The following is a 24,232-nucleotide window of genomic DNA, read 5'->3' on the forward strand; positions in this document are numbered from 1 at the left end:
CGCACCCCTCAACGTCACGGCACCCCAATGACTGTTAGCTTCGCACACTTCCGCAGGCCCCTGCATGTGATGGCCGCCGCAGTAGCGGTACTCGCTTCGGCGCCCGCCTTCGCCCAGAGCGTGTCCACGCCGGAGCTGGAAGCCGCGGTGCAGGCCGTGCAACGTGCCGACCGGGCCGATGCCGACCAGTACGCGCCCGAGCCGCTGGCCGCCGCGCGGCAGGCCCTCGCACAGGCCCAGTCCACGCGGAACAAGAAAGAAGCGCTCGATTTCGCCCTGCGCGCAGCTGCCGATGCCGACCTGGCCCGTGCCCGCAGCGAGGAGGCCGTGGCAACGGCCGAAGTAGGCCAGCGGCGTGCGGAGATCGCCGATCTCCAGCGCCAACTCGGCACGGAGGGTGGCCGATGAGCGCGTGCCGGATCACCCCCTTCGTCCTTGGCCTGATGCTGGCCTGTCTGACGGTGGCCACGGCACTGGCTGCCGACAATCCGGTGGTGGTGCAGCTGAACCAGCGGTTGGCGCGATTGCAGTCCGATCCCGCCCTGGCCGAGTTCGCCGCCTACGAGAAGCTGCAGGCCCAGCACGCCGTCGTGGCCTTCGACAAGGCGCGCCGCAGCCAGCGCGAAACCCTGCAGTACGTCGCCGAGCGCCGCGTCGAGATCGCCGAGATTGCCGCCCGCACCCAGGCCGCTCGGCGCGAAGCCGACCGCCTTGACCGCACCCGCAGCGAGTTGCTGGTGGAAGCCAGCCGGCGAGAAGCCGAGCGGGCGCGTCGCGAGGCCGAGCGCTTGCGCGTACAGGCCCAGATCCAGGCCGAGGAAGCCGAGCGCCTGCGCTTGGCTGCCGAGGCTGAGGCGTTGGCCCGTCAGGAGGCGGAGACTACGCTGGATACGGTGGCGGGCCAGCAGGCCAACCGCCTCAGCACGGCCCGCCAGCGTGAGCTGAAGCTGGCGCGGGAAGAGGCGGAGCTCGTGTCGGGCGCCAAACTGCCGGCATCCAAGTTCGAAAGTCGGGGTGAAGTCTTCACCCTGGGAGCTGACGCCTTCGCGAGCGGGTCGGCCAAGCTGTCCAGCGGCGGCACCGCCTCGGCGAGCGCGCTGGCCGCTTACCTGCAGGCCAATCCTAAGGCGCGTGCGCGCATCGACGGTTACGGCGACAAGCAGACCCCCGGCCAGCGGCGTGCGGACGCCCTGCGGGACGCGCTGGTGGCGGGGGGCGTGCAACGGAATCGACTGCAAAGCGCAGGCAAGGGCACCGGTACCAAAGCCCGTGCGATCGAGGTCGTCATCACGCACTGATTTTCCTTTCAGGATCAGATATTTGCACGGTGGTCCGGGCCGTGCGAAAGCGTGTGTGTGAAGATCATAGGGGCTCGCAAAAGACGCTGAATCAACCACTTACGATTGGGGTTGCCGGGGCCGGGGGTGAGGAGTAGGGTCGTATACCCAAGCGACTCCTGTCGCTTGGCTCACCGGAGAATCGCCCCGATGACGCCCGCTCCCATTTCGCAGGAAACCGCCGCCGGCAGCCAAGCTGTCGCGGGACTTCCGGTGGGGAGTGCCCGCGTGATCGACCAGCCGCTCCGCTCCCAAGCCAACGCCCCGTGCCTGTGAAGGCCGGGGCGTTCGTATTTCTGCTGAAGGAGGTAGCACCATGTTCGAAGGTCAACCGCAGGCCGAAATCGATGCACTCATCAAGGCCGATCCGGAGTTCAAGCAGCTTTACCAGCGTCATCGCGAGCTCGACAAGAAAGTGACGGACGCCGAGCTCGGCGTTCTGCCCATCGACGACACTCTGCTGGGCCAGATGAAGCGCGAGAAACTGCACGCCAAGGAGCGATTGCTCCGGATCTACGACGCCAAGCCCCACTGACGCCTCCCCCGAAGTTTTCTCGTCGCGGGCGGCGACGGCCTCCTCGTCGGCCGTCGCCGTCCGCGTCACCCTAGTGCGATAATCCGGGCCACGTTCCGCACCGGATGCACGGCCGCATGGCGATCCACTCCTCCGTACTCGAGCTGATCGGCGATACGCCGATCGTCCAGGCCAAGCGCCTCGACACCGGGCTCTGCACCCTCTACCTCAAGCTCGAAAGCGCCAACCCCGGCGGGTCCATCAAGGACCGCATCGGCATGTCGATGATCGAGGCGGCCGAGAAGCGGGGCGACCTGCAGCCCGGCGCCACGCTCGTGGAAGGTACGGCCGGCAACACCGGCATCGGATTGGCCTTGGTCGCCCAGCAGAAGGGCTACAAGCTGATGCTGGTCGTCCCGGACAAGATGAGTCGGGAGAAGATCTTCAACCTGAAGGCCATGGGCGCCGAGGTCATCCTGACCCGCTCCGACGTGGCGAAGGGGCATCCCGAGTACTACCAGGACCTGGCCGAGCGCATCGCACGTGAAACGCCGGGGGCCTATTTCATCAACCAGTTCGGCAACCCGGATAATCCGGCCGCGCACGAATTCGGTACCGGCCCGGAAATCCTGCGACAGATGGAGGGCCAGTTGGACGCCATCGTGTTCGGTTGCGGCAGTTCGGGCACCATGACCGGCCTGTCGCGTTGCTTCGCCCAGCATTCGCCGCAGACCGAGATGGTGCTCGCCGACCCGGTCGGCTCCATCCTGACCCAGTACATCAACGAGGGCACCCTCAGCACCAAGTCGGGCAGCTGGCTGGTGGAGGGCATCGGCGAGGATTTCCTCCCGGAGATCTCGGACTTCACCCGGGTCAAGAAGGCTTATGCGATCAGCGACCGCGAGAGCTTCCTGACCGCGCGCGAGCTGTTGGCGAAGGAAGGCATCCTGGGCGGCTCCTCGACGGGCACGCTGCTGGCCGCGGCGCTGAAGTATTGCCGCGAACAGACCGAGCCGAAGAAGGTGCTGGTCTTCGTCTGCGACACCGGCAACAAGTACCTGTCCAAGATGTACAACGACTACTGGATGCTGGACAACGGGTTCATCGACCGGCCCCAGTACGGCGACCTGCGCGACCTCATCCTGCGTCCTTACAGCCAGCGCGATACGGTCGTGGTCAGCCCCACCGACCTGCTGACGACCGCCTACCAGCGCATGAAGCTCTACGACGTCTCGCAGCTGCCGGTGATGGAAGGCGACAGGCTGGTCGGCATCGTCGACGAAAGCGACGTGCTGCTGCATGTCTATGGCGACGAAACGCGCTTCCGCGACCCGGTCTCCACGGCGATGGTCAGCAAGCTGGATCGCCTGGACGTGCGCTCGCCCATCGAGGCCCTCTTGCCGGTGTTCGATCGCGGACAGGTGGCCATCATCACCGACGGTGACGCCTTCCTGGGCCTGATCACGCGCATCGACCTGCTGAACTATCTGCGACGCCGCGCACAATAGGCGCGGCTTCGCCCGGTCGTCCCAGAGGGGAGGGCGGCCGGACACGGACGATACGTTAAGGACCGGCTGGTAATATGGCCGGCTGATTCAAGGAACCTGCACCATGGCGCATCACTCTTCCCCATCCGGCGAGACCGCCGGCGAGCTCGCACTCGGCACGCTGGCCATCCACGGCGGCCAGGCTCCGGACCCGACCACCGGTGCGGTCATGCCGCCGATCTACGCTACGTCGACGTACGCGCAGAGCAGCCCGGGCGTGCACCAGGGTTTTGAGTACTCGCGCACACACAATCCCACCCGATTCGCCTATGAGCGTTGTGTGGCTGCGCTTGAAGGGGGAACCCGCGGCTTCGCCTTCGCGTCCGGCATGGCCGCCACGTCGACCATCCTGGAACTGCTGGACAGCGGCAGCCATGTCGTCGCCATGGACGACCTCTACGGCGGCAGCTTCCGCCTGTTCGAGCGTGTGCGCCGGCGCACGGCCGGGCTGGAATTCAGCTTCGTCGACATGACCGATCTGGCGGCGTTCGAGTCCTCGATCCGTCCGGAAACGCGACTCGTGTGGGTGGAAACGCCGACCAATCCGATGCTGAAGATCGTCGACATCGCCGCCATCTGCGAAATCGCGCACAAGCGCGGCCTGCGCGTGGTCGTCGACAACACCTTCGCGTCCCCGATCCTGCAGCGCCCGCTGCAGCTCGGCGCCGACATCGTGATGCATTCGGCCACCAAGTACCTCAACGGCCACTCCGACATGGTCGGTGGCATGGTGGTGGTGGGGGACGACGCGGAACTGGCCGAGCAGATGGCCTTCCTGCAGAACTCCATCGGCGGCGTACAGGGCCCGTTCGACAGCTTCCTCGCCCTGCGTGGCTTGAAGACCCTGCATCTGCGCATGAAGGCGCACTGCGACAACGCGCTGTCCTTGGCGCAGTGGCTGGAAACGCATCCCGCGATCGAAAGGGTCATCTACCCCGGCCTGGCGTCCCACCCGCAGCACGCGCTCGCCACCCGCCAGATGCGGGGCTACGGCGGCATCATCTCCATTGTGCTCAAGGGCGGCTTCGACACCGCTCGCAAGTTCTGCGAGAACACCACACTGTTCACCCTCGCCGAGTCGCTCGGTGGCGTGGAAAGCCTGGTGAATCATCCTGCGGTGATGACGCATGCGTCGGTGCCGGTTGAGCGGCGGGAGAAGCTCGGGATCACTGATGGGCTGGTGCGGTTGAGCGTGGGAGTGGAGGCCCTTGAGGATCTGAGGGCCGACCTGTCTTTGGCGTTCAACTGAGATTGTTCGCGCCCAATGATTACATTCAGGATCGCTGATCGCAGTTTAAGGCTAGCGAGTGTGCGCTATCGAGGACTCACGCCTTGCGTCGCGCTCCAGCAACGCGGATGGAGCGTTTCCTGCATCAGTGGCAACGACGCTACACCAGAGGCAACGTCGCTAGGCGTCGCCGTCAAGCCCCTGCAGGCTCGCGATGCCAACTGGATACGCGACCTTAGACAAAAGGGCATCCCGGTAATTGTAGATATCTGCGACAACATCTTCGTCCCGGGTTACGGCGGGCGTAATGCCGAGATTGCGGACCGATTCCATCAAACGCTGAAGCTTGCTTCTGCGCTTATCGTGCCAACACCGGCGCTAGCCGAGGTGATGCAGCGGACCGTCAAAGACACGATACCCATGTTGGTGATGCCCGATATCGTCGAGACGGATTCATTGCTCCGCCAGCAGCGGGCACTAGTAGGACTCTCATCGCTCGGCAGTCGATGGTTCAGCGCCAATCATTGGAGGGACGTTCTGAGGGATCGCATGGAGCGCGCACCAAGTGGAAGTCCTTCAAGAAAGCTGATCTGGTTCGGTAATCATGGCGCTGACTATGCGAGTTTCGGTATTACCGACATCCTGCTTTTCGCCGACGCATTGCAAGCGTTGGCGCGCGACTTTGACATCGAATTGTGGGTGGTCAGCAATTCGCGAGAAAAGTACGAGCAAGTGGTTCTCCCAATCGGCGTGAAGAGCCGCTATCTCGAATGGAACGAGCGACAAGTCGACAAGTTGTTGCCGGATATGGACGTCTGCATCGTGCCGAATAGCCTGGATGAGTTCTCCATCACGAAGTCGGCGAATCGTGCGCTGAAAGCCTTGGCAGCGGGTGTGCCTGTCGTCGCCACCAGAACTTCTGCATACGCTGAATTGGATGGCGCGGTCTGGCTTGGGGATCCGTTGGAGGGTTTACGGGAGTATCTGGGGAACGCGTCGCTGCGTCGAAAACACCTGAAGCTCGCGAGAGAGACGATCCAACGCCGATTCTCGCTGCAGCGGCTTGGTGAGGACATGGAGTCACTTTTCCGCCGGCTGCCGAACGAGGTGAGTGCGCCATGAAACCAGTGGTGATCGTTTCGTTCTACGACCGTCGGCCCTTGGAGCCGTTGATCGCCCTGCTGGATAGCATGGAACGGCATCCGGCGGGAACCGATCACGATGTTCTGCTGGCGGTCAACAGCACGGGTGAAGGAAGGCTGCCGAGCGCCATTGCGAAAAGAGTCCACGAGGTGATCTATAGGCCGAACAGTGGGATGAACATCGGTGCCTGGGATGGTGGTTGGCGCCATGCCCGTGGCCGGCCCTTCTACTTGTTTCTTCAGGACGAGTGCTTTGTTTCGCGTGACAGATGGCTGTCGTCGTATCAGGACAAGCTGGAAGAAGTTGGCGGCATCGTCGGCGAGTCCTTGAATAGTGGATGGGACAAGCCATGGGCACAGCTTCGGGACACCGTCGGGAGAAACGCACTTCCCGAGCACCTTGTAAACGGAATCCCGGCCAATCGAGTCGATTGCTATCTGGATTTCATGGGCCGCAACGGCATCAACCCTGGTGAGACTGGGGCCCATTTGCGTTCGCTCGTGTGGGCGCTCAGCGGTGAGTTGATGGACAGGTTGGGTGGCTTCCCGATCGGGGCGAACTACGGCGAGTGCATCGCCGCTGAGATCGGCGTATCGCGACGAGTCGTCGATCTTGGCGGCGACATCACCCAACTGGCGGTGGCCCCTTTCCATGTCATCCGGCATCAAGAGTGGAACCAGGACGCTCCCGGAGGGGCTTGGACGCATAAACCCTTGTTGCTGAACGAGAACAATAGGCTGAAAGCGCGCGTCGTCGAACTTGAGCGGAGCTATTCTCAGCCGCGTCTGCGAGATGTCTGTGCGGTGGCGGGAAATTGGCTGAAGCGGTGGCGGGCATGAAGCGAGAAGCACTGTTTGAATGGCTGTCGGCGTTGCCTTTCGAGCACGTTCTTCGCAAACGCGAGCCTGCCTCTGTACTCGCTCGATGGCAGATCGAGGCGGGAGCATATGAAGGAAAAAGCGATGGACGCGTCTGTTTGATCATGGCCGTCGGCGGCGCGGACGAAGAATGGATCGATACGCTGGCGACGTGGGCGGGGCAGACTTGGCCTTTATGCGACTGGGTCGTGGTAGGCAGTACCGACGAACCCTGTTCGGCGGCGCGCGAAGCCTTGGGGTTGAAACGTCCGCTGGCTTGTCTCGCCAGCGTTTCCGAGGGTGAACTGGCTTCGCTAGGTTGCGATTGGGTGATTCCGGCGCGAGCGGGGGACCTCTTGCATCCTTCTCTGGCAGGTGTGGTCGCCACGTCGGGTCGGCGTGCCGTCGCTTGGGACCGGTTGGAGGCAGAAATTGTGCGTGAGGGCATCCGGCTACTTCATCGGGTAAGGGGTCCTGCGCGAGACCCACTCGCTGAATTGAATCGTGATCTGCGGGGGCGCGCCTTCGCAGTGAGGACGGAGCACTGGGCGGGGCATCCTGTTGAACATGCGTGGCAGAATCGCATGACGCTTACGGACGATGAAGATTGGACGGTCGTCCCGGAACCGCTCGCCATCTACACGGAGAGCGAGATTCCTGCGCCAGTGGAGGGCCCCGTGAATTGGGCGGAACGGGAGTGGGGCGCAGCGATGGAGTGGATCGCCGGAGAGTACCTGCCTTCGAGTGTTCCCGCTCGAATCTCCGTCATCATTCTGTACCGAGATCGTGCCGAACTTACCCTTCGCGCAATTGATTCGATTCTACGCCAAGCCACGCGCAGCGAACTAGAGTTGGTTTTGGTGGACAACGGTTCCAGCGACGCTACTCGCACGCGAATGGCGTCCTACTTGGCGCAGCTGCCTGTAGGAGTGCACGTTCGTAGCATCGATTACCCGCATCCCTTCAATCACAGCAAACAATGCCGGATCGGAGCGGAGGCGGCCACCGGAGACGTGCTCGTGTTTCTCAATAACGATGCGGAGTTACTGTCCTATGACGGACTGGATCGTCTCGCGAGGTGGGCCAATGTCTCCAATGTGGCCTCGGTCGGTGGCCAGATGGTCGACGATCAGGGACGTGGGGTCGGCGGCGGGTTTCGCGCTCGACGCTCCCCGGGTCCGGAGTTCAATTCTCCTGTGGAAGAGGCTGCGGGGCAACTCTCTGCCACTTCACGGGTCACCGTTGGTAATACCTTCGCTTGCGCGGCGGTGTCGGCCAGGGCGTTCGAAGCGTTGGGTGGATTGGACGAAATCCACTTCCCTGTTGGCTTCAATGATGTCGAGTACTGTTTGCGCGCGAGTTCGCTTGGTTGGCGCCACATCAATCTCGCTTGCGTCAAAGTGTCGCACCATGTGGGCGCGTCCCGCTTGAAGGCGGACGAGGTCGCGCAGAAGATCAGGCTTCGACAGGTGCATCCGTGGGTCGCGGTCCGCGGCCTTTTCGAAATGGAACGTGAAGTATTGCCGCCGGTCGTCGCGGCTGCGCGGCGCCCTTCCTCCATAATCATGAACTGATCAGAAATCCCGGGTTGGAGTACACGATGAGTCGTATCCCCGATATCCAAGAGTGGTCTTCGAAATTCGACATCAATGCGCGGCCCTGGCTTGTTTTAGGGAAAGGGCCAAGCTATTCGAAGATAAAGAACGTGCAGACATCGGACTTCTTTCTGATGTCGCTGAATCATGTGGTGCGGGAGCGACCTGTCGATGTTGCGCACGTGATTGATCTCGATGTTGTGAGCAGCTGTGCCGATGAGATCTGGAGCAATGCGAAAACCCTGGTCATGCCGCTTCATCCGCATGTGGATTGCAGACCGTCTTCTCGTCCGCTCACCGAGCTGCTTGATGAAGTTCCTGTTCTGAGGCGTCTTGCGGAAGCCGGACGTCTGGCTTGGTATAACGCTTCGACATGGAAGAAGCCGAAGTCAGGTTCGCCAATAATCGATGTGCGCTTCTTCAGCGCCGAAGCTGCGATCGGCGTGCTCGCGGAGTGTGGTGCGCGAGTGATCCGTTCGTTGGGTATTGATGGCGGCAGTCGGTACGCGAGCAGCTTCAGTGACTTGGATGACGTAACGTTGCTGGCCAATGGGCATGCCTCCTTCGATCGTCAGTTCGAAGGGATAGCGCGGACAATACGGCGAACCGGTATCTTCTATGCGCCGCTGACGGTTAAGGCGCCTGTCCGGGTGTTCGTGGGCACTGATCGTGCGCAGATGATCGGCGTGAAGCTGCTCGAGTACAGCATTAAGAAGTACGCGAGCATGTCCGTCACCGTCGAACCTATCGATGACGCAGGAATCCCGGTGCCCGCAGATCCGGCGAATCGCTCGCGTACCGGCTTTTCATTTTCGCGCTTCAAGATTCCCGAGCTGTGCGGCTATCGCGGCAAGGGCATCTACATGGATGCGGACATGCAGGTATTCACCGACATCGCGGATCTTTGGAATCGCCCGTTCGATGGCGCCAAGGTGCTTTACGCCGAGGGGCCCGCAGCGCAAGGTCGAATTCCGCAGTTCAGCGTGTTGCTGCTCGATTGCGAATCGCTCGATTGGGACGTGAGAAAGATCGTCCAGGGCTTCGACGAAGGAAAGTACGCGTACGCCGACCTGATGCAGCGGATATGTATCCTGCCCGAGAACGATAAGCGCCCCGGGCTGCCATTCGAGTGGAATTCGCTCGAGCACTACGAGGAAGGCCGGACGAAGCTGATCCACTACACCGACATGCCCACCCAGCCATGGGTATCGAAAGCCAACAAGAACGGCCATCTCTTCTATGCCGGTTGCCGGGAAGCGCTTGCCGAGGGCTTCCTCAGTGCGGACGAGATTTACCACGAGGTTGAGCTGGGGCACGTGTCTCCCCTTTTCCCTGAGTGGGTGGGGCTGCCTCCTGTCGCGAATGCGGATGCCCTGGGCAAGGCATGGAAGGCGCCCTATCAGCGATTCGCGGGGATGCCGAAAGTGGCGCAGAAAGGCGCGATATGAACCTGCATGACCTGCTGAAGCGCAAGGATCGCGACGCCATCATTGAAGGGGGCGATGTTAAGGCAATTGAGCTGAAGCGCCCTGGCGGCAGCGTTCGTGGCGTAGAGTTTCTGCGCGATGGCAGCGTACTTGTTGTCCGTGGAGCGCACCGGGGCTCCTGTCTGTTCGATTTCCCCGAATATTTGGGCTGGTCGCTGCTTTCGGAGAGTCTTGCTGGCGTGGTCGTAGAGATGCGTTCGGAAGGCGGAGTCGCATGCCTTGCGCGTGTGGAGCCCCAGTCCGGCGTCGATAAGCCATTGCGGCTCCTATGGCCAGTGCCGGTGCCCGCATCTTTTGATCTGGTGGTTCGCTCGAAGGGGGGAGGGGCAGTCTTGGGGGTCGGCCCCCTTTTTGACTCGCGTCGGCGGGTACTTGAGCACATCCGGGGTGTGGGCGTGGAGGTCGGCCCTGGCCTCAATCCGTCCGTTCTGCCAAGTCAGTCCATGGATGTGAGCTACGTAGAGCGCAAGCACCCAGCTGATTGGGCCCGCACCTACGCCAAACGGGAGCTGTCGGAGGATGAGATGCGGCTCTGGGATCGCTACGTGGTCGATTCCGCAGACCAGCTGAATAGTTTTGATTCGGGTTCTTTGGATTTCATATTTTCGAGTCATGTCATCGAGCATCTGGTAGACCCCATTGGAGTCTTTCGGCGATGGTGGGAGAAGTTAAAGCCGGGGGGCGTAATTGCCGGCGTTATCCCCGATGCGCGTTTCACGTTCGACTGGAAGCAACCGTTGCAGCAATTGGCGAGCCTGCAGGAACAGCGTGGGATGGCGGCGGATCAGCCAACTGAGGAGATGTATTTGCGCTGGTGCACGCACACTTCACCAGAGAACACACCAGCATCATTGCGCGCGAGGGAGTATTCGATTCACGTCAACTACTACACGCCAACGTTCTTTCGCGAAATGATCGAGGTCGCGATCGGGGAGCCGGAACATCTCAGTTTGTTCATGCATGCCGTCGCGAACGGAAAGGATTTCGCGTTTCTGGTTCGGAAGGGCGGCTGATGACACTGACGCCAGAATTGCAGGGCTCGCAAGGATTCTGCAGGCTTGTCGATATCGATCCGCCAAGTGACGCGTGGCGTGATGCAACCGCTTTGTTGCTCGTCTGTTGTGATGATGGATACCTGGATCACGCGATCGCGTTTCTGAGAAGTCTTGATCGCTATTCGCCTGGCACCCATGTGATGGTGCACATGGTCAATCCTTCTGAGAGTTCGCTGCAGCGGTTACATGCCGTTGCAGGCGAACTATCAGGGACAAGTGTTCATACATCGGTAGAACGGACCAGGCTTCCTTCCGACGCCTGGGCAGCGTACTACGCCAGCGCTCGATTCATCCGTATGTACGAGTTGCTGCGCCATCCTAGCGCGGTTCCTGTCTTGGCGTTGGACGCTGATGCGATCGCCATCGCTCCCATCACTTGGGACTTTTCGGACAAGCCGGAGGCGGAGATATGCCTTCGGCGTCGTGATCTAGGACAGGAAGAGGTGGAGGACCATTTGCGTGTAGCTGCCGGCGCGGTGTGGGTGCGGCCTACCGCCCGAGCAGTCGCGTTTATGCAAGCAGTTGTCCAGGATTTGATTGGCGTGTTCGACAAAGGTTCACCTGGGTGGTTCATCGATCAGAAGGTTCTGGGGCGACATGTGCGCCTCGGAACGGCCAAGGCGGCTGTCAGGAACATCAAACCAAAGTATGTGGATTGGCAGTTCCGGGACGATGCGATCCTGTGGATGGGTAAGGGAGATCGTAAATACCTCGATGTACGGTATCTGCTTGTCCGCGAGTCACTTGGCGCAGACGAAGAACAGCGCAAGATTGCCAGCAGCCTCGCGACGCTGCTTTCTGGAAGGATGGGAGGAAATACTCTGGGAATTGCCGGCTCATTGGCTCTGAGCGTTAGATCGGCGAACCTAGAGCGGGTGGCGGTGTTTCTCCCGAGACTGGACCTTCCGTGGAAACGCCCCCCCGCCGGCAAGGTGCCCCGCGGGCCCACCACTGAGGAAAGTCGGGAGTTGCGCGTATGGTGGAGGGCTTTTGCATTGGCGCTTTTGGAAGCCTTGAAGCGGCACGGCGAGGATGCTTACCTCGTGGAGATTCCCGCGTGGGAAATTACGCCAGAGCGTGTGGATGCTGAGGGCTGCAAGTTTGCGTTCATTCCGCATCGATCGGTACTGAACTTTCAGGGATCGAGCACGCCCGTATGGTTCTACATGCAGGAATACTTCCGTTCGGTGTTCGTCCTCGATCCGCGAGGTTGGAGCGCAGCGTCTTCGATCTACCCCGTACATCCTAACAAGCTGCCGCCAGCAGTCCTCGGAGCTTGGGAAGCCTATCGTCGCGATTTCGAAGTCGGAAGTCTCGACAGTAAGTTCGGCCAACCGCTGCCAAAAGACCGCTCCTCTTTGGTCGCTACGGGAGATGTGCCGGTAGGCCCATTCATGTTCTTTCCGCTTCAGATCCCGCACGACCAATCTTTGCAGTATTTCAGCAGCATCAGCGAGATGGATGCGTTAGAGGCCGTGGTCGAGTTGGCGCGCTCTGAGGGCATCACCTTGGTGTTGAAAGGTCACCCGGCCAATCCAGGGAGCATGCGAGTTTTCCAAGAGCGATTCGCGGGAGAAGGCATCCTATGGAGCCAGGCAAATGTTCACGATCTCCTCCGCTACTGTGTCGGTGTCGTCACATTGAATAGCGGGGTCGGATTCGAGGCGCTTCTCGCGGGCAAGCCGCTGGTGACGCTGGCGCGTGCGGAGTACGACTGCGTCTCGTTCGCCGCATCGCCGGAGACGCTCGCGGATGCCTGGAAACGAGCGATAGCGGAAGATGATGATAGACGACTGCTGAGATACTCACGATTTGTCGACTGGTTCCTGGGTCGACATGCCGTGGACCTCACCCATCGCTATCGATCAGGAACCACGCTCGACAAGCGAGTCGCCAGTGCGATGTCGAGTTTCAACAAGGCCACGCGAGGGCACAAGGATTGAATAGCATGACTCACAAGCGTTGGCCCGGTCTGTCTGCCGCGCGAGTCCTGGCGGCCCGCGAACTGCTGTCCGACTACCGCCAGTCCCGCATGAGTGTCATATGGCCGGTGCTCCATCCGCTGCTATATACAGCACTTTTCGTGATTCTAAGGCCGGTGTTGAGCGGGGGGCATCCAGCCGCGTCCCCCTGGTCTTTCGCCTGCTTCGTCTTTATCGGCTTCAGCTTGTACCAGGGTTGGTTTGACTCGCTGCGCGGGCAGATGGATGCGTTGAGACGGAACAGGGCGCTTGTCAGTCGAGGGGAGCTTGGTTCGGGGACGCTCTTCGTTGCAACCCTGATAGTTAACCTCGCATACTTTGCTCCTCGTCTGGTGGCATCGTTGCTCGCTTCCCTTCTGCTGGTGCGCGCGGATCCCGCAGCGGCGGGGATGCTGGTGCTGTTTGGCGTGGGAGTGGTACTGAATGGTTCTGTGATTGGCGCAATGTTGCAGCCATTTGCGACGTTGTCGACGGATTTCGGAAAAGCTGTGCAGAGCGTTTCATTGGGGATCATGGTCAGCGGCGCGGTCTTCATCACTCTTCCCGCGAAACTTCCGGCCGTGATCGCCGTCGCGCTTTGTCTTAATCCTATGGGGGCCTTGTTGAACGCCGCTCGCGCGCCCTTCTTCGGCGAACAACTCGTTAGCGCCACGGCATCCATCGTGTGGCTGGGCGTCACGTGCCTGATCGCTCTTGCGCTACCTTTCTTGGGGCGACGCATCTTGCCCATCGTTATTGAAAGGCTGGGGAATTAATCATGGCTGACGTTCTGATCCAGGCCACTGACCTTGGTAAGAAGTACGCAAGATCGTTGCGTAGATCGATTCAGTACGGCATGCGAGATATCGTGTCTGAGACGATGGGGCGGCGCGAATCTTCGCAGCTCCGCGAAGACGAGTTCTGGGCCGTCCGAGACGTCAATTTTGAGCTGAAACGAGGGGAGTGCCTCGCGATCCTAGGTGGGAATGGCGCAGGGAAGTCAACGCTACTAAAAGTGCTTTCTGGGATCCTTGTGGCGGACCGGGGTCGGGTAGACAAGCACGGTCGCATGGAGAAGATGATCGAGCTCGCGTCAGGTATGGCGCCTAGTCTCACTGGCAGAGAGAACGTCAATCTGCGTTGTCGCCTGCTTGGACTTTCCGGAAAGCAGGTTCCGCGCAAGTTGGAAGAAGTCGTGGCTTTCGCAGAGCTTGAGGAGTTTATCGACACTCCAGTGCAGTACTACAGCTCGGGAATGAAAGCGCGACTCGGCTTTGCATTGACGGTCGCGATGCAGCCAGACATTCTGTTGATTGATGAAGTTCTGGCTGTCGGCGACCTGGGCTTCCGCATGAAGTGTTACGAACGCGTCGATGAGATGAGGCGGCAATCGGCAGTCATTCTCGTTACTCACGGAATGAATCATGTGTCCCGCATGGCCAGTTCCGGACTCGTGCTACATAAGGGGCGCGTCGTCCACAACGGCTCGGTGCAAGGCGCCATTGCCAAGTATCAAGAGTTCGCGGGCGGGAGAGGTCCCGTGAAAGACTCAGCACACCACCCAGATCGGATCGCTTTTGATCTTAAGGCCGCTGGCAGCATCGTTGGCGCAGGCGGAAAAGTAAGATACGGAGATCGCCTTGAAGTTGTGGGGGAGCATGGATTTCCGGGTGATTTGGCGCTCAGCATAGTGTTGCACGAAGGCAACGGACCAACCATTGCAGATTGGCACTCTCTGCGATCAAACTTCAAGGTCGGCCCAGGGGAGCGCTTCACCCTCGAGCTGGGTAACGCTGAGCTCAGTCCCGGGTTCTATCAGCTTGTCGTGGTTGGCCTCGACCATGACGGAATGCAGCAGTTCCTGAGTACGCCGATCAGATTCAAAGTGGAGGGCCTACATTTGGGCACGACCCGGCTTCAGCCTTTGGGAAGATGGTCCTCCGAGGCTGTCGACCCTATGCAACACCAAGGATAGACAATGTCTAGGAACATGTACGCAGTCTGGAACAAGAGCCCATCCAGTGCAGAGCGGAGTCAGGACCCTGCGCACGCAGCGAACCGCATACTCGCCGGATACTTCGCTCCGCAGCTGATCAAAGGCGACCTGGCCCTGAAGAAAGGGCAGGGAATATTCACCATGGGGTCATGCTTCGCGCGCGAGATAGAGCACGCACTACGCAAGCGCGGATTTCCGATAGACAGCATGGATATTCCTTACTTGGAGTCGGGCGACTTCAAGGGTGAAGACGGCAAGGTCAGCGTGGGTTTCTTCCATCGGTATAACGTACCGTCGATGGAGCAGGAGTTGAGGCAAGCGGTTGGCGATATGGAATTCGCAGAGGATCGCCATCTTCTGGTCGCGACCGGCGGAGGCAAGGTTCATGACCTCAACTATGGGTTGACCCTACCGCGACTGTCCTTGGAGGGCGCCGTTGAACGTCGTCGTATGGTGCGCGATATGGTGGCGGGTTTTCGCCACTCGAGCGTCATTGTCATCACGCTTGGCTTGAGTGAAGCGTGGTACCACAAGCCATCAGAGTTGTACTGCAATGCAGTCGCCGGGGATGTGTTAGCGCGACAGAGGAAGGATTTTGAGTTTCGCGAAGTTAGTTATGAACAGAATCTGGCGTCGCTTCGTGCCATCGTCGCTTGCCTGCGTCGTCACCATGCCACGGGGCGCTATCGACTGATCGTTACCGTATCGCCGGTTCCGCTGCAAAGCACGTTCGGTGAAGACGATATAGTGCTCGCTAATTTTCGTGCCAAGGCAACCTTACGGGCAACCGCCGACGCGATTTGCCGGGAGGCCGAGGAGGCGATCTATTTCCCCAGCTACGAGATCGCGATGTTCTCCGATCCTGCATTGGTATGGAGGCCCGATATGGTGCACATCCAGCCGCAGTGCGTCGCCCACATAACAGAGACATTCATCAACCGGTTCGTCGTTTGATATCTCGACGGGCCTATCGACAACCGTTTTCCCAGGGCGCCATTATGAAGAAGCTCAGTGTTTATGCTTTGATTGCCTCGATCCCATTTATGTTCGCGGCCTGCACGCCAGCGCCTGAGACGGAGCCTGCAGTGGCTCCGGTGGAAAGTGCGCCGCCGCCAGCAACGCCCCCCACCCTCACACCCGCGACGGTGGCTCCGCTTGAGGAGGTAGGCTACGTGGATATTGCCGCACTGGTGGATGGCAAGGCAGCTTGTTTCCTTGGCGCGGTGAACGGGGACCCGGTGGGCGAACAAGTCGAAGTTAAGCGTGGACAGGCGTACACCTTGGAGGGCTGGACAGCTGACTCGGATCTTGAGATCCCATCAAAGGTTGAGGTTGTGGTCGCCAACGGAGAGCGCGGCTATGTGCTGCCGGCGAGCTTGGGGCCAGATGTTCGCTTCAATGCGGCGCAGACGCTCGGGAAACCCGCATTGGCCAATGCGGGCTACACGAGCAGCACCGATTTCAGCGGTGTCCCGGAGGGCGAATATCTTGTTTTCATTCGACAGCACACGAATGCAGGCACTCACTATTGCCCCATAAGTGCACGCAGACTTCTGGTGCGCTGACGCGGCAGTCACTACAAGCACAGCTTGGAGAAAAACGGATCGTGGTCATCGAAATTTCCGACGCATGTAAGATTTCCAACTCACTTCCGTTCGTTCTTTTCGGGGGTATCAACGTACTGGAAGATAGGGGCTCCACACTGGAGGCGTGCGCTCACTACAAGCGGGTCACCGACAGGCTGGGCATCCCGCTAGTCTTCAAAGCTTCGTTCGATAAGGCCAATCGATCATCAATCCATTCCTATCGAGGCGTAGGCTTGACTGAAGGTCTTCGGATCTTTGAAGCAGTGAAGAGGGATTTTGGCGTGCCCGTGATTACGGACGTTCATGAGATCGATCAGGTCGCCCCTCTTGCGGAGATCGTGGATGTGCTGCAGATCCCCGCGTTCCTGGCCCGCCAAACTGATCTCGTAGTAGCGGTAGCGAAGAGTGGCCGCGTCATCAACATCAAGAAGCCGCAATTCATGAGTCCGCAGCAGATCGGACATGTCGTTTCGAAGTGCCGTGAGGCGGGGAACGACAAGACGATCTTGTGTGAGCGCGGTACGTCGTTCGGATACGACAACCTGGTGGTTGACATGCTGGGCTTCAGGCGAATGATCGACGCTACGCAAGGTTGCCCCGTTATTTTCGATGTCACCCACAGTCTGCAGATGCGCGAGTCCGGGGCCGAAGCGTCGGGCGGTCGCCGGGAGCAAGTGGCCGAACTGGCTCGTTCGGGAATGGCTCTAGGCATCGCTGGGCTATTTTTAGAGGCTCACGCGGACCCCGACTCCGCCAAATGTGACGGTCCCAGTGCTTTGCCTTTACGCCTTTTGGAGCCGTTCCTGTCCCAGATCAAGGCAATTGACGACCTGGTCAAAGGGCTGCCAGCGCTTGATATCAAATAACACCAGCTTCGCCGCCCCCTCTTGAAGGCAAAGTCGGGACATTTGTATGTAAATATATGTTTTTTAAGAAAAAAATATCATGACTTCAGGCTGTACGACCGTAGCCGATGATTGTAAAAGGTTGAAATGATTCACTTCGGGGTTGTTCACATCCCGGTATAGTGGAAGTTCAGGGGCTGAGTCAGTTTGTCAATTTGCGAGGATTCTCATGAAATTCCGGCTGGGCGCTTGCGCCTTGTTGATCGCTGTTACCGGGTGCAGTGGAGGAGACCCGGCAGGCACTTCCGCGCAGGCCGATGTCCAAGCCGCTGCGCGTAAGGAGTCTGTTCGTTTGGCCGCCGGCGTACATGCAGCGCGAGGGGTTTCTAAGGCCATCGCCCATGCGCCCGATCGCGGGGCGCTCGTTTCGTACCAACGGGATAGCCGGACGGTTTTTGAGGATGGTGCCTACACTTGGTATCCGGCTAATCTGAGCGAAGACCATGCCCTCAACGGTATAGCTAGCGGCATCATCAGCGTGTCGGCGCCCGACGGCAGCGAAGTGAAGCTCAAATACGAGCGCCACATCGAGGAGACTGACGGGAATTGGACGTGGATCGGTCGTGTCGTGGGCGGAGACCAGCGGCAGGAAGCGATCATCACTTTCGGTGAGAAGGCGGTCTTCGGTTCGATCCCTCAGTTGGCTGGTCGGCCGGCGCTCAACCTCCAGACGCGTAACGGCTCACTTTGGGTCGTCGAATCCGATCCCTCTCGATTGGTGAAGGGCGGCAATGGGCACGTCGACATGATGGTGCCGGAAGCCGCAGCGCTCCGGTCGTCCCTGGTTGCGGCCTCAGCAACCTATCAGCCAGCCAAGATCGTTCAAGGCGCTGTATCTGCGACGGCCGTGGCTCAAGCAGCGCCGGCGACTGCTACCAACACGATTGACGTCGCCATTGGTTATACGCCCGAGTTCGCGACCGCCAACGGTGGTGCGTCTGGCGCCGTTACGCGTCTGACTTACCTGCTGCAAGTGAGCAATCAGGCGTTCGTCAATAGCGACATCAATGGCTATCTGCGCATCGTCAACGCGACGCAGGTCAGCTACACCAATACGAATACCAACCAGACGGCGCTGTCCGAGCTTACGGGAAGCAATGGTCAAGCGGCAGTCACTGTTCCTGCTGCTCTTGCGCCGTTGCGGACGGCGAGGGATCAGTACGGTGCGGACATTGCCGTGCTTGTCCGCAAATTCAACACCCCGGAAAACGAAGGTTGCGGTATCGCCTGGTTGAACGGTGCTGGACAAACAGCTATCACGGCAGCGGATGCATCATGGGGATATGCCGTCATCAGTGACGGTTACGACCAAGGCACCGATGGTAAGACCTACTACTGCGCCGATGAGACCCTCGTCCATGAGGCGGCCCATTTGATGGGTTCCGCCCATGATCGTGCCAACTCGACCACGTCGTCCGGAGGGCTCCAGTACGGCCGTTATCCGTATTCGTTTGGGTACAAGACCGGCGCGAACGATGGAAACTTTTACACGGTGATGGCCTACGGCGATACTGGTCAGCTTTCTCATCGCATTTTCTCTACTCCACTGAAGACCACGTGCGGTCCCGCAGCCAATCGCGCCTGCGGTGTCGCGAACAGCGAAGATAACGCTAGGAGTCTCAACCAGACGATTCCTGTGGTGGCGACCTTCCGCGCGACCGTGGTGCCATTCACTGGCACAGGCCGCCATAGCGACATGAATGGTAACGGCACGTCTGATCTGTTCTGGCGCAATGCCGATAACACGACACTTCAGTACTGGTTGATGAACGGCAATGCGGTCACCAGCAATGCATCGATCTCGATCGGCTCGGTTTGGGATGTCGCTCATGTCGGCGATACGGATGGAGACGGGCTCGCAGATGTGGTCTGGATCAACTCTGGCCAGCTTGCCGTTTCGCGAAGCACGGGTAGCGGTTTCTCAACGGCGATGATCAGTAATGCGCGCCCCGCCGGTTGGAGGGTGGTGGGTGGTGGCGACATTAATGGTGATGGCAAGTCGGATCTGGTGTGGCGCAACGCCGACAACACCCAGATGATGTATTGGGCTATGAGCGGCACTACGGTGCTCAGTACTGGAACGATTTCCATCGGGCCTTGGTGGACGCTGTCGAGCATCGGTGATCTCAATGCTGATGGGCTCGCGGACATCGTTTGGGTCAATGGCACGCAGGTTGCGGTATCGCTCAGCCAGGGCACGGGGTTTAACACGTTGGCCGTCTCAACGGCACTGCCTGCGGGTTATCGAATCGTGGGTGGCGGCGACGTCGACGGCGACGGTCGCTACGACCTAGTCTGGCGCAACGCGGACAACACCACGACGCTGATCTGGATGATGAACGGTAATGCGGTGACTTCGACTAGAACTTTGTCGATTGGTCCGGTCTGGGAGTTGGGCTACGTCGGCGATACCGGGGGTGATGGCATGGCGGATCTGGTCTGGATCAATCCGTCACAGGTCGCTGTTTCGCGCAGTACCGGATCGTCATTCGAGACCGCGATGGTTGCTACTGCACGGCCTGCTGGCCAGAGGCTCGTCAATAACAAGTGATTTGCGCCAATAGGCCTAAATCTGGGCTTAGCTCGATGCGGCGCCCCGGAAGATATCTTCCGGGGCGTTGTCGTTTCTGGCGAGAGCCCCTATCGGCGCTAGTCCCGATCGGCAGTGCGCGAAACACGACCTTCTGAGGAAGTTTGGGGGCGTGCTGAGGAGAAATCCGAACACTCTGAGGCCCCTCCTTTTTTTGGGAGGAGCGAGAAAGCACGCGTGTCGCTTTCCCCCGCGCGCGTTACTTAGGTTCGAAAGAGGGGGGGCTGGCGGTGAGCTCAACCTAGTGCTACTTCTAGTTCCGGCAGCAGCGTGAACAAATCCCCCACCAACCCGATATCCGCGATCTCGAAAATCGGCGCTTCGCCGTCCTTGTTGATGGCGACGATCGTGCCGGCGTCCTTGATGCCGGTCAGGTGCTGGATGGCGCCGGAGATACCGACGGCGACGTACAACTCGGGGGCGATGATCTTGCCGGTCTGGCCGACCTGCAGCTCGTTCGGCACGTAGCCGGCGTCGACGGCGGCGCGCGAGGCGCCGACGGCGGCGCCCAGCTTGTCGGCCAGGGCGTAGATGACCTTGAAGTTGTCGGCGGAGCCCACGCCGCGGCCACCGGAGACGACCCGCTTAGCACTCTGCAGGTCTGGGCGGTCGGACTTGCCGGCCGCGAGGCCGACATAACGAGTATGCGTCGGCAGCGTCGCGTCCACGTTCGCGGCTTCAACGGCCGCGCTGCCGCCCTTCGCCGCCTCCGGCCATGACGCCGTGCGCACGGTAGCGACGACGGTTTGATCGGCCGGGGTTTCGACGGTGATGATCGCGTTGCCAGCGTAGATCGGGCGTTTGAAGGTATGCGGGCCTTCAACGGCCATCAGGTCGGACACCTGGTTGACGCCAAGCAGGGCGGCGACGCACGGCAGCAAGTCCTTGCCAAAGGTGGTCGACGGCGCGAACACGTGCGTGTAGCCGGCCGCGAGCTTGGCGATCTGCGGTGCCAGCACTTGCGCGATGGCATTCGCGTTGGCGGCGTTGGCGACGGTCAGCACCTTGGCGACGCCAGCGATCTGCGCGGCGTCGGCGGCGACGGCCGTCGGATCGGCGGCCAGCACGACCACGTCGATGGCGTCGGCCTTCACGGCGGCGGCGGCGCTGACGGTCTTGGCGGTGGAGGCGTTGAGCTTGCCGTCCAGGTGTTCGGCGATGACGAGAACCTTGGTCTGCATGTTGTTCGACATCAGAGCAACCCCTTCTGCTTGAGTGCGGCGACCAGTTCGGCCGCGTCCTTTACCATCACGCCCTTGCTGCGCTTGGCAGGCGGGGCGTAGTGGGTAGTCTTGTGCGTGTCGGCGGCGTCCACGCCGAGGTCGGCGAGCTGCAGCGTTTCCAGCGGTTTGCCCTTGGCCTTCATGATGTCCGGCAGCTTGATGAAGCGCGGTTCGTTGAGGCGCAGGTCGGTGGTGACGACCGCGGGCAGATCGACCTCGAGCGTTTCCAAGCCGGCATCGACCTCGCGCACGACCGTGGCCTTGCCGTCGGCGATATCGAGCTTGCCGGCGAAGGTCGCCTGCGGACGGCCCCACAGCGTGGCCAGCATCTGGCCGGTCTGGTTGGCATCGTCGTCGATGGCTTGCTTGCCGAGGATCACCAGGTCTGGCGACTCCTTCTCGACGAGCTTGAGCAGGGTGCGGGCGGCGGTCAGCGGCTGGATGGCCTGGTCGGTGACCACGTGGATGGCGCGGTTGGCGCCCATGGCCAGGCCATTGCGCAGGTGGGCCTGGGCGTCGGCGGGCGCGATGGTGGCGACCACGACCTCGGTGGCGATGCCCTTGTCGCGCAGGCGTAGCGCCTCTTCCAGCGCGATCTCGTCGAAGGGATTGGGGGACAGCTTGACGCCGTCGGTGACCACGCCGGAGCCGTCCGGCTTGACCTGGATGCGGACGTTGTAGTCCACCACGCGCTTGTAGGCGACGAGAATCTTCATCCTGCGGGAATTCCTATATGCGACGGTGAGGCCCGGCCGCGGCGGCTGGCCGAGGGCAGAACGTCGATTTTAGCCGTCAGGCCGGGTCCATGCGAGCCCGTACGGTGGCGTCTGCAGGCCATGCGGCGAGCAGGGCGGCCAACCGTGATGCGCTTCCGGGCGCCTGGTCGAAGAACAGCGAGGGCTCGGTAAGCTCCAGTTCCAGCAGGCAGGGGTGCCCATCCGGGCCGGGCAGCAGGTCGACCCGTGCGTACGGCAGGGGCCCATCCAACTGGCGCAGGCGGGCCGTCGCGGCCAGGAGGCGGTCGGCGAGGGCGAGTTCGGAAGGCAGCGCATCCCGTGCGGTGATGTCGCCCGCCGCCATGGGGGCCTGTCTCGCCCCTTCGCCGGGAGGCAGTTGCGCGCCCTTGCGAAGCGCATGGCTGAACCGGCCGGCGAAGTAGACCAGTGCGGTCTCGCCGGCGGCGTCCACGGTGGCTACGTAGGGCTGCAGCATCACGCTGCGGTCCTGGTCCAGCAGCCGCGCAATGTGATTGCCCGCGGCGAACTGCTGGTCGCGGTGGTAGCGCTGGGTGTTGCGCGCGCCCGCACTGACAGCTGGCTTGACCACGAATTCGTCGTTCGCCGGGAAGGCTTCAAGGAAGCGGGTCAGTGCGTCCATGGGTTCGGCGTCCGGCTCCACAAACATGGTCGGCACGGTAGGAATGCCGACCGCGGCCAGGTCGGCCAGGTAGTGCTTGTCGGTATTCCAGCGGACGACGTTCAGCGGGTTCAGCAGTGTGGTCACCCGGTCGACCTGTTCGGCCCAGGCCAGGAATTCGGGCAGCCGCTCGGTGTAGTCCCAAGGTGATCGCAGCAGGACGACATCGAAACGTCCCCAATGCACGGTGGGGTCGTCCCAGGCCACGGCGCGCGCATGCAGGTCTGCGTCGGCGCAGGCATCGAGCAGGGGAACGAGGTCATCGTCATGCCCGGTGGCAGCGATGGCAGTAACGAGGGCGACGGTTCTCATGCCCAAAGTGTACGCGCACGTCCCTCACCGGATTCCCATTGCCCGAAAGTACCTGTGTCGCCTTCGGGCGCCTGGGTAGAATGCGGGCTTTCCTCATCAATGGATCGCGCCATGGCGGGTAACCCGGCCTCCGGAGGCAAGCAGAAGCTGTATCCCAGCGCCGCGGCGGCGCTGGCAGGCGTGGTGGCAGACGGGCAGACGCTGGCCGTCGGCGGCTTCGGCCTGTGCGGCATTCCCGAGGCGCTGATCGGCGCATTGCGCGACAGCGGCGCGAAGGGGCTGACGGCGATCTCCAACAACGCGGGCGTGGATGGTTTCGGCCTGGGCCTGCTGCTGGAAACCCGGCAGATCAAAAAGATGATTTCGTCCTACGTGGGCGAGAACAAGGAGTTCGAGCGCCAGTTCCTGTCGGGCGAGTTGGAGCTCGAATTCAACCCACAGGGCACGCTGGCCGAGCGTCTGCGCGCCGGTGGCGCGGGCATCCCGGCGTTCTTTACCCGTACCGGCTACGGCACGGTCGTCGCCGAAGGCAAGGAGACCCGGCAGTTCGGCGAACACTGGTATGTCATGGAAAGCGCCCTCAGCGCCGACGTGTCGCTGGTCAAGGCGTGGAAGGCCGACAAGGCGGGCAACCTGGTGTTCCGCAAGACCGCGCGCAATTTCAACCCGGCCTGCGCCATGGCCGGCAAGGTCTGCATCGCCGAGGTCGAGGAAGTGGTGGAAGTCGGCGCGATCGATCCGGACCACGTCCACCTGCCTGGCATCTACGTGGACCGCATCGTCCACAACCCGACCCCCGAGAAGCGCATCGAGCAGCGCACCGTCCGCCAAGGAGACAAGTGATGCCCTGGACCCGCGATGAGATGGCGCAGCGTGCCGCCCGCGAACTGACCGATGGCGCCTACGTGAACCTGGGTATCGGCCTGCCGACCTTGGTCGCCAACCACATTCCCGCCGGGGTGGACGTATGGCTGCAGTCCGAGAACGGCCTGCTGGGCATCGGCCCGTTCCCGACCGAAGACGAAGTCGATGCCGACCTGATCAACGCCGGCAAGCAGACCGTGACGGCCCGTGCCGGTGCCAGCTACTTCGGCAGCCACGACTCTTTCGCCATGATCCGTGGCGGCCACATCGACCTGGCCGTGCTGGGCGCCATGCAGGTCACCGACAAGGGCGATCTAGCCAACTGGATGGTCCCGGGGAAGATGGTCAAGGGCATGGGCGGCGCCATGGACCTGGTGGCTGGCGTCAAGCGCATCGTCGTGCTGATGGAGCACGTGGCCAAGGACGGAAGCCACAAGATCCTGCCGCAATGCGACCTGCCCCTGACCGGCGTGGGCGTGGTGGACCGGATCATCACCGACCTGGCGGTGTTTGACGTCACCCCAGAAGGCCTGGTGCTGGTGGAAGCCGCCGAGGGTGTGACGGAGGCCGAACTGCAGGCCAAGACAGGGGTGCCGTTTCTGGCAGGCAGCTGACG

The 24,232-nt window shown here is 61.2% G+C and carries 22 protein-coding genes; 19 read left to right on the forward strand and 3 right to left on the reverse strand.

Going from position 1 to position 24,232, the window contains the following annotated elements; translation table 11 throughout:
- Window positions 1-27: 27 nt before the first annotated feature.
- The 17 genes from AC23D6_RS03440 to AC23D6_RS03520 all read left to right on the forward strand — a co-directional run bounded on the left by AC23D6_RS03440 (window position 28) and on the right by AC23D6_RS03520 (window position 19,762).
- Window positions 28-408 (forward strand): DUF4398 domain-containing protein, encoded by a 381-nt coding sequence (locus AC23D6_RS03440; RefSeq protein ID WP_487751434.1) that lies wholly within the window; start codon window positions 28-30, stop codon window positions 406-408.
- Window positions 405-1,298, forward strand: a complete 894-nt coding sequence (locus AC23D6_RS03445) for an OmpA family protein (protein ID WP_487751435.1) — start codon at window positions 405-407, stop codon at window positions 1,296-1,298. The genes AC23D6_RS03440 and AC23D6_RS03445 overlap by 4 nt, the downstream gene beginning before the upstream one ends.
- Before the next feature lie 355 nt (window positions 1,299-1,653).
- On the forward strand, window positions 1,654-1,872 hold the full coding sequence (locus tag AC23D6_RS03450; RefSeq protein WP_487751436.1) for an HP1242/YdcH family protein: 219 nt from the start codon (window positions 1,654-1,656) through the stop codon (window positions 1,870-1,872).
- A 116-nt stretch (window positions 1,873-1,988) separates the two neighbouring features.
- Window positions 1,989-3,359, forward strand: a complete 1,371-nt coding sequence (locus AC23D6_RS03455) for a pyridoxal-phosphate dependent enzyme (RefSeq protein ID WP_487751437.1) — start codon at window positions 1,989-1,991, stop codon at window positions 3,357-3,359.
- 103 nt (window positions 3,360-3,462) lie between these two features.
- Window positions 3,463-4,647: a cystathionine gamma-synthase gene (locus AC23D6_RS03460; protein ID WP_487751438.1), complete on the forward strand. Its 1,185-nt coding sequence runs from the start codon at window positions 3,463-3,465 to the stop codon at window positions 4,645-4,647.
- A gap of 60 nt (window positions 4,648-4,707) precedes the next feature.
- Window positions 4,708-5,748, forward strand: a complete 1,041-nt coding sequence (locus tag AC23D6_RS03465) for a glycosyltransferase (RefSeq protein ID WP_487751439.1) — start codon at window positions 4,708-4,710, stop codon at window positions 5,746-5,748.
- Window positions 5,745-6,608 carry a hypothetical protein gene (locus AC23D6_RS03470; RefSeq protein WP_487751440.1) on the forward strand — a complete coding sequence of 288 codons (864 nt, stop codon included), beginning with the start codon at window positions 5,745-5,747 and terminating at the stop codon, window positions 6,606-6,608. Before AC23D6_RS03465 ends, AC23D6_RS03470 begins: the two co-directional genes overlap by 4 nt.
- Window positions 6,605-8,200 (forward strand): glycosyltransferase family 2 protein, encoded by a 1,596-nt coding sequence (locus tag AC23D6_RS03475; protein ID WP_487751441.1) that lies wholly within the window; start codon window positions 6,605-6,607, stop codon window positions 8,198-8,200. Before AC23D6_RS03470 ends, AC23D6_RS03475 begins: the two co-directional genes overlap by 4 nt.
- A 26-nt stretch (window positions 8,201-8,226) precedes the next feature.
- A complete protein-coding gene (locus AC23D6_RS03480; protein WP_487751442.1) occupies window positions 8,227-9,669 on the forward strand; it encodes a glycosyltransferase family protein in 1,443 nt (480 codons plus the stop codon).
- The gene (locus tag AC23D6_RS03485; protein ID WP_487751443.1) at window positions 9,666-10,721 is read left to right on the forward strand and encodes a methyltransferase domain-containing protein; all 1,056 of its coding nucleotides are present in this window, start codon (window positions 9,666-9,668) and stop codon (window positions 10,719-10,721) included. Before AC23D6_RS03480 ends, AC23D6_RS03485 begins: the two co-directional genes overlap by 4 nt.
- Window positions 10,721-12,706, forward strand: coding sequence for a capsular polysaccharide export protein, LipB/KpsS family (locus AC23D6_RS03490; RefSeq protein WP_487751444.1), 1,986 nt, complete (start codon window positions 10,721-10,723; stop codon window positions 12,704-12,706). Before AC23D6_RS03485 ends, AC23D6_RS03490 begins: the two co-directional genes overlap by 1 nt.
- A 5-nt stretch (window positions 12,707-12,711) precedes the next feature.
- Window positions 12,712-13,500: a hypothetical protein gene (locus tag AC23D6_RS03495; RefSeq protein WP_487751445.1), complete on the forward strand. Its 789-nt coding sequence runs from the start codon at window positions 12,712-12,714 to the stop codon at window positions 13,498-13,500.
- A 2-nt stretch (window positions 13,501-13,502) separates the two neighbouring features.
- Window positions 13,503-14,699 carry an ABC transporter ATP-binding protein gene (locus AC23D6_RS03500; RefSeq protein ID WP_487751446.1) on the forward strand — a complete coding sequence of 399 codons (1,197 nt, stop codon included), beginning with the start codon at window positions 13,503-13,505 and terminating at the stop codon, window positions 14,697-14,699.
- 15 nt (window positions 14,700-14,714) lie between these two features.
- Window positions 14,715-15,674, forward strand: a complete 960-nt coding sequence (locus AC23D6_RS03505; RefSeq protein ID WP_487751447.1) for a GSCFA domain-containing protein — start codon at window positions 14,715-14,717, stop codon at window positions 15,672-15,674.
- 44 nt (window positions 15,675-15,718) lie between these two features.
- On the forward strand, window positions 15,719-16,285 hold the full coding sequence (locus tag AC23D6_RS03510; protein WP_487751448.1) for a hypothetical protein: 567 nt from the start codon (window positions 15,719-15,721) through the stop codon (window positions 16,283-16,285).
- A gap of 41 nt (window positions 16,286-16,326) precedes the next feature.
- A complete protein-coding gene (gene kdsA, locus AC23D6_RS03515) occupies window positions 16,327-17,172 on the forward strand; it encodes a 3-deoxy-8-phosphooctulonate synthase (protein ID WP_487751449.1) in 846 nt (281 codons plus the stop codon).
- Window positions 17,173-17,380: 208 nt separating this feature from the next.
- Complete coding sequence (locus AC23D6_RS03520) at window positions 17,381-19,762, forward strand: FG-GAP-like repeat-containing protein (RefSeq protein WP_487751450.1); 2,382 nt, start codon at window positions 17,381-17,383, stop codon at window positions 19,760-19,762.
- A gap of 275 nt (window positions 19,763-20,037) precedes the next feature.
- Here the strand turns inward: AC23D6_RS03520 and AC23D6_RS03525 are convergent, their stop codons facing one another.
- From AC23D6_RS03525 to AC23D6_RS03535, 3 genes are all read right to left on the reverse strand, one after another.
- Entirely contained in the window at window positions 20,038-20,994 is a 957-nt protein-coding gene (locus tag AC23D6_RS03525; protein WP_487751451.1) for an electron transfer flavoprotein subunit alpha/FixB family protein, read from the reverse strand.
- The gene (locus AC23D6_RS03530) at window positions 20,994-21,740 is read right to left on the reverse strand and encodes an electron transfer flavoprotein subunit beta/FixA family protein (protein ID WP_487751452.1); all 747 of its coding nucleotides are present in this window, start codon (window positions 21,738-21,740) and stop codon (window positions 20,994-20,996) included. Before AC23D6_RS03530 ends, AC23D6_RS03525 begins: the two co-directional genes overlap by 1 nt.
- 76 nt (window positions 21,741-21,816) lie before the next feature.
- Window positions 21,817-22,752 (reverse strand): ATP-grasp domain-containing protein, encoded by a 936-nt coding sequence (locus tag AC23D6_RS03535; protein WP_487751453.1) that lies wholly within the window; start codon window positions 22,750-22,752, stop codon window positions 21,817-21,819.
- A gap of 111 nt (window positions 22,753-22,863) precedes the next feature.
- Between AC23D6_RS03535 and AC23D6_RS03540 the strand changes: the two genes are divergently transcribed.
- Together AC23D6_RS03540 and AC23D6_RS03545 are read left to right on the forward strand one after the other, a co-directional pair.
- Window positions 22,864-23,595, forward strand: a complete 732-nt coding sequence (locus AC23D6_RS03540; RefSeq protein WP_487751454.1) for a CoA transferase subunit A — start codon at window positions 22,864-22,866, stop codon at window positions 23,593-23,595.
- Window positions 23,595-24,230 (forward strand): CoA transferase subunit B, encoded by a 636-nt coding sequence (locus AC23D6_RS03545; RefSeq protein ID WP_487751455.1) that lies wholly within the window; start codon window positions 23,595-23,597, stop codon window positions 24,228-24,230. Before AC23D6_RS03540 ends, AC23D6_RS03545 begins: the two co-directional genes overlap by 1 nt.
- Window positions 24,231-24,232 lie beyond the last annotated feature (2 nt).

It is taken from the genome of Pseudoxanthomonas sp. G3 (assembly GCF_057654715.1).

Coding starts and splice junctions, on each gene's coding strand:
- AC23D6_RS03440 (WP_487751434.1), top strand. CDS start 28: ATGACTGTTAGCTTCGCACACTTCCGCAGGCCCCTGCATGTGATGGCC.
- AC23D6_RS03445 (WP_487751435.1), top strand. CDS start 405: ATGAGCGCGTGCCGGATCACCCCCTTCGTCCTTGGCCTGATGCTGGCC.
- AC23D6_RS03450 (WP_487751436.1), top strand. CDS start 1,654: ATGTTCGAAGGTCAACCGCAGGCCGAAATCGATGCACTCATCAAGGCC.
- AC23D6_RS03455 (WP_487751437.1), top strand. CDS start 1,989: ATGGCGATCCACTCCTCCGTACTCGAGCTGATCGGCGATACGCCGATC.
- AC23D6_RS03460 (WP_487751438.1), top strand. CDS start 3,463: ATGGCGCATCACTCTTCCCCATCCGGCGAGACCGCCGGCGAGCTCGCA.
- AC23D6_RS03470 (WP_487751440.1), top strand. CDS start 5,745: ATGAAACCAGTGGTGATCGTTTCGTTCTACGACCGTCGGCCCTTGGAG.
- AC23D6_RS03475 (WP_487751441.1), top strand. CDS start 6,605: ATGAAGCGAGAAGCACTGTTTGAATGGCTGTCGGCGTTGCCTTTCGAG.
- AC23D6_RS03480 (WP_487751442.1), top strand. CDS start 8,227: ATGAGTCGTATCCCCGATATCCAAGAGTGGTCTTCGAAATTCGACATC.
- AC23D6_RS03485 (WP_487751443.1), top strand. CDS start 9,666: ATGAACCTGCATGACCTGCTGAAGCGCAAGGATCGCGACGCCATCATT.
- AC23D6_RS03490 (WP_487751444.1), top strand. CDS start 10,721: ATGACACTGACGCCAGAATTGCAGGGCTCGCAAGGATTCTGCAGGCTT.
- AC23D6_RS03495 (WP_487751445.1), top strand. CDS start 12,712: ATGACTCACAAGCGTTGGCCCGGTCTGTCTGCCGCGCGAGTCCTGGCG.
- AC23D6_RS03500 (WP_487751446.1), top strand. CDS start 13,503: ATGGCTGACGTTCTGATCCAGGCCACTGACCTTGGTAAGAAGTACGCA.
- AC23D6_RS03505 (WP_487751447.1), top strand. CDS start 14,715: ATGTACGCAGTCTGGAACAAGAGCCCATCCAGTGCAGAGCGGAGTCAG.
- AC23D6_RS03510 (WP_487751448.1), top strand. CDS start 15,719: ATGAAGAAGCTCAGTGTTTATGCTTTGATTGCCTCGATCCCATTTATG.
- AC23D6_RS03520 (WP_487751450.1), top strand. CDS start 17,381: ATGAAATTCCGGCTGGGCGCTTGCGCCTTGTTGATCGCTGTTACCGGG.
- AC23D6_RS03525 (WP_487751451.1), bottom strand. CDS start 20,994: ATGTCGAACAACATGCAGACCAAGGTTCTCGTCATCGCCGAACACCTG.
- AC23D6_RS03530 (WP_487751452.1), bottom strand. CDS start 21,740: ATGAAGATTCTCGTCGCCTACAAGCGCGTGGTGGACTACAACGTCCGC.
- AC23D6_RS03535 (WP_487751453.1), bottom strand. CDS start 22,752: ATGAGAACCGTCGCCCTCGTTACTGCCATCGCTGCCACCGGGCATGAC.
- AC23D6_RS03540 (WP_487751454.1), top strand. CDS start 22,864: ATGGCGGGTAACCCGGCCTCCGGAGGCAAGCAGAAGCTGTATCCCAGC.
- AC23D6_RS03545 (WP_487751455.1), top strand. CDS start 23,595: ATGCCCTGGACCCGCGATGAGATGGCGCAGCGTGCCGCCCGCGAACTG.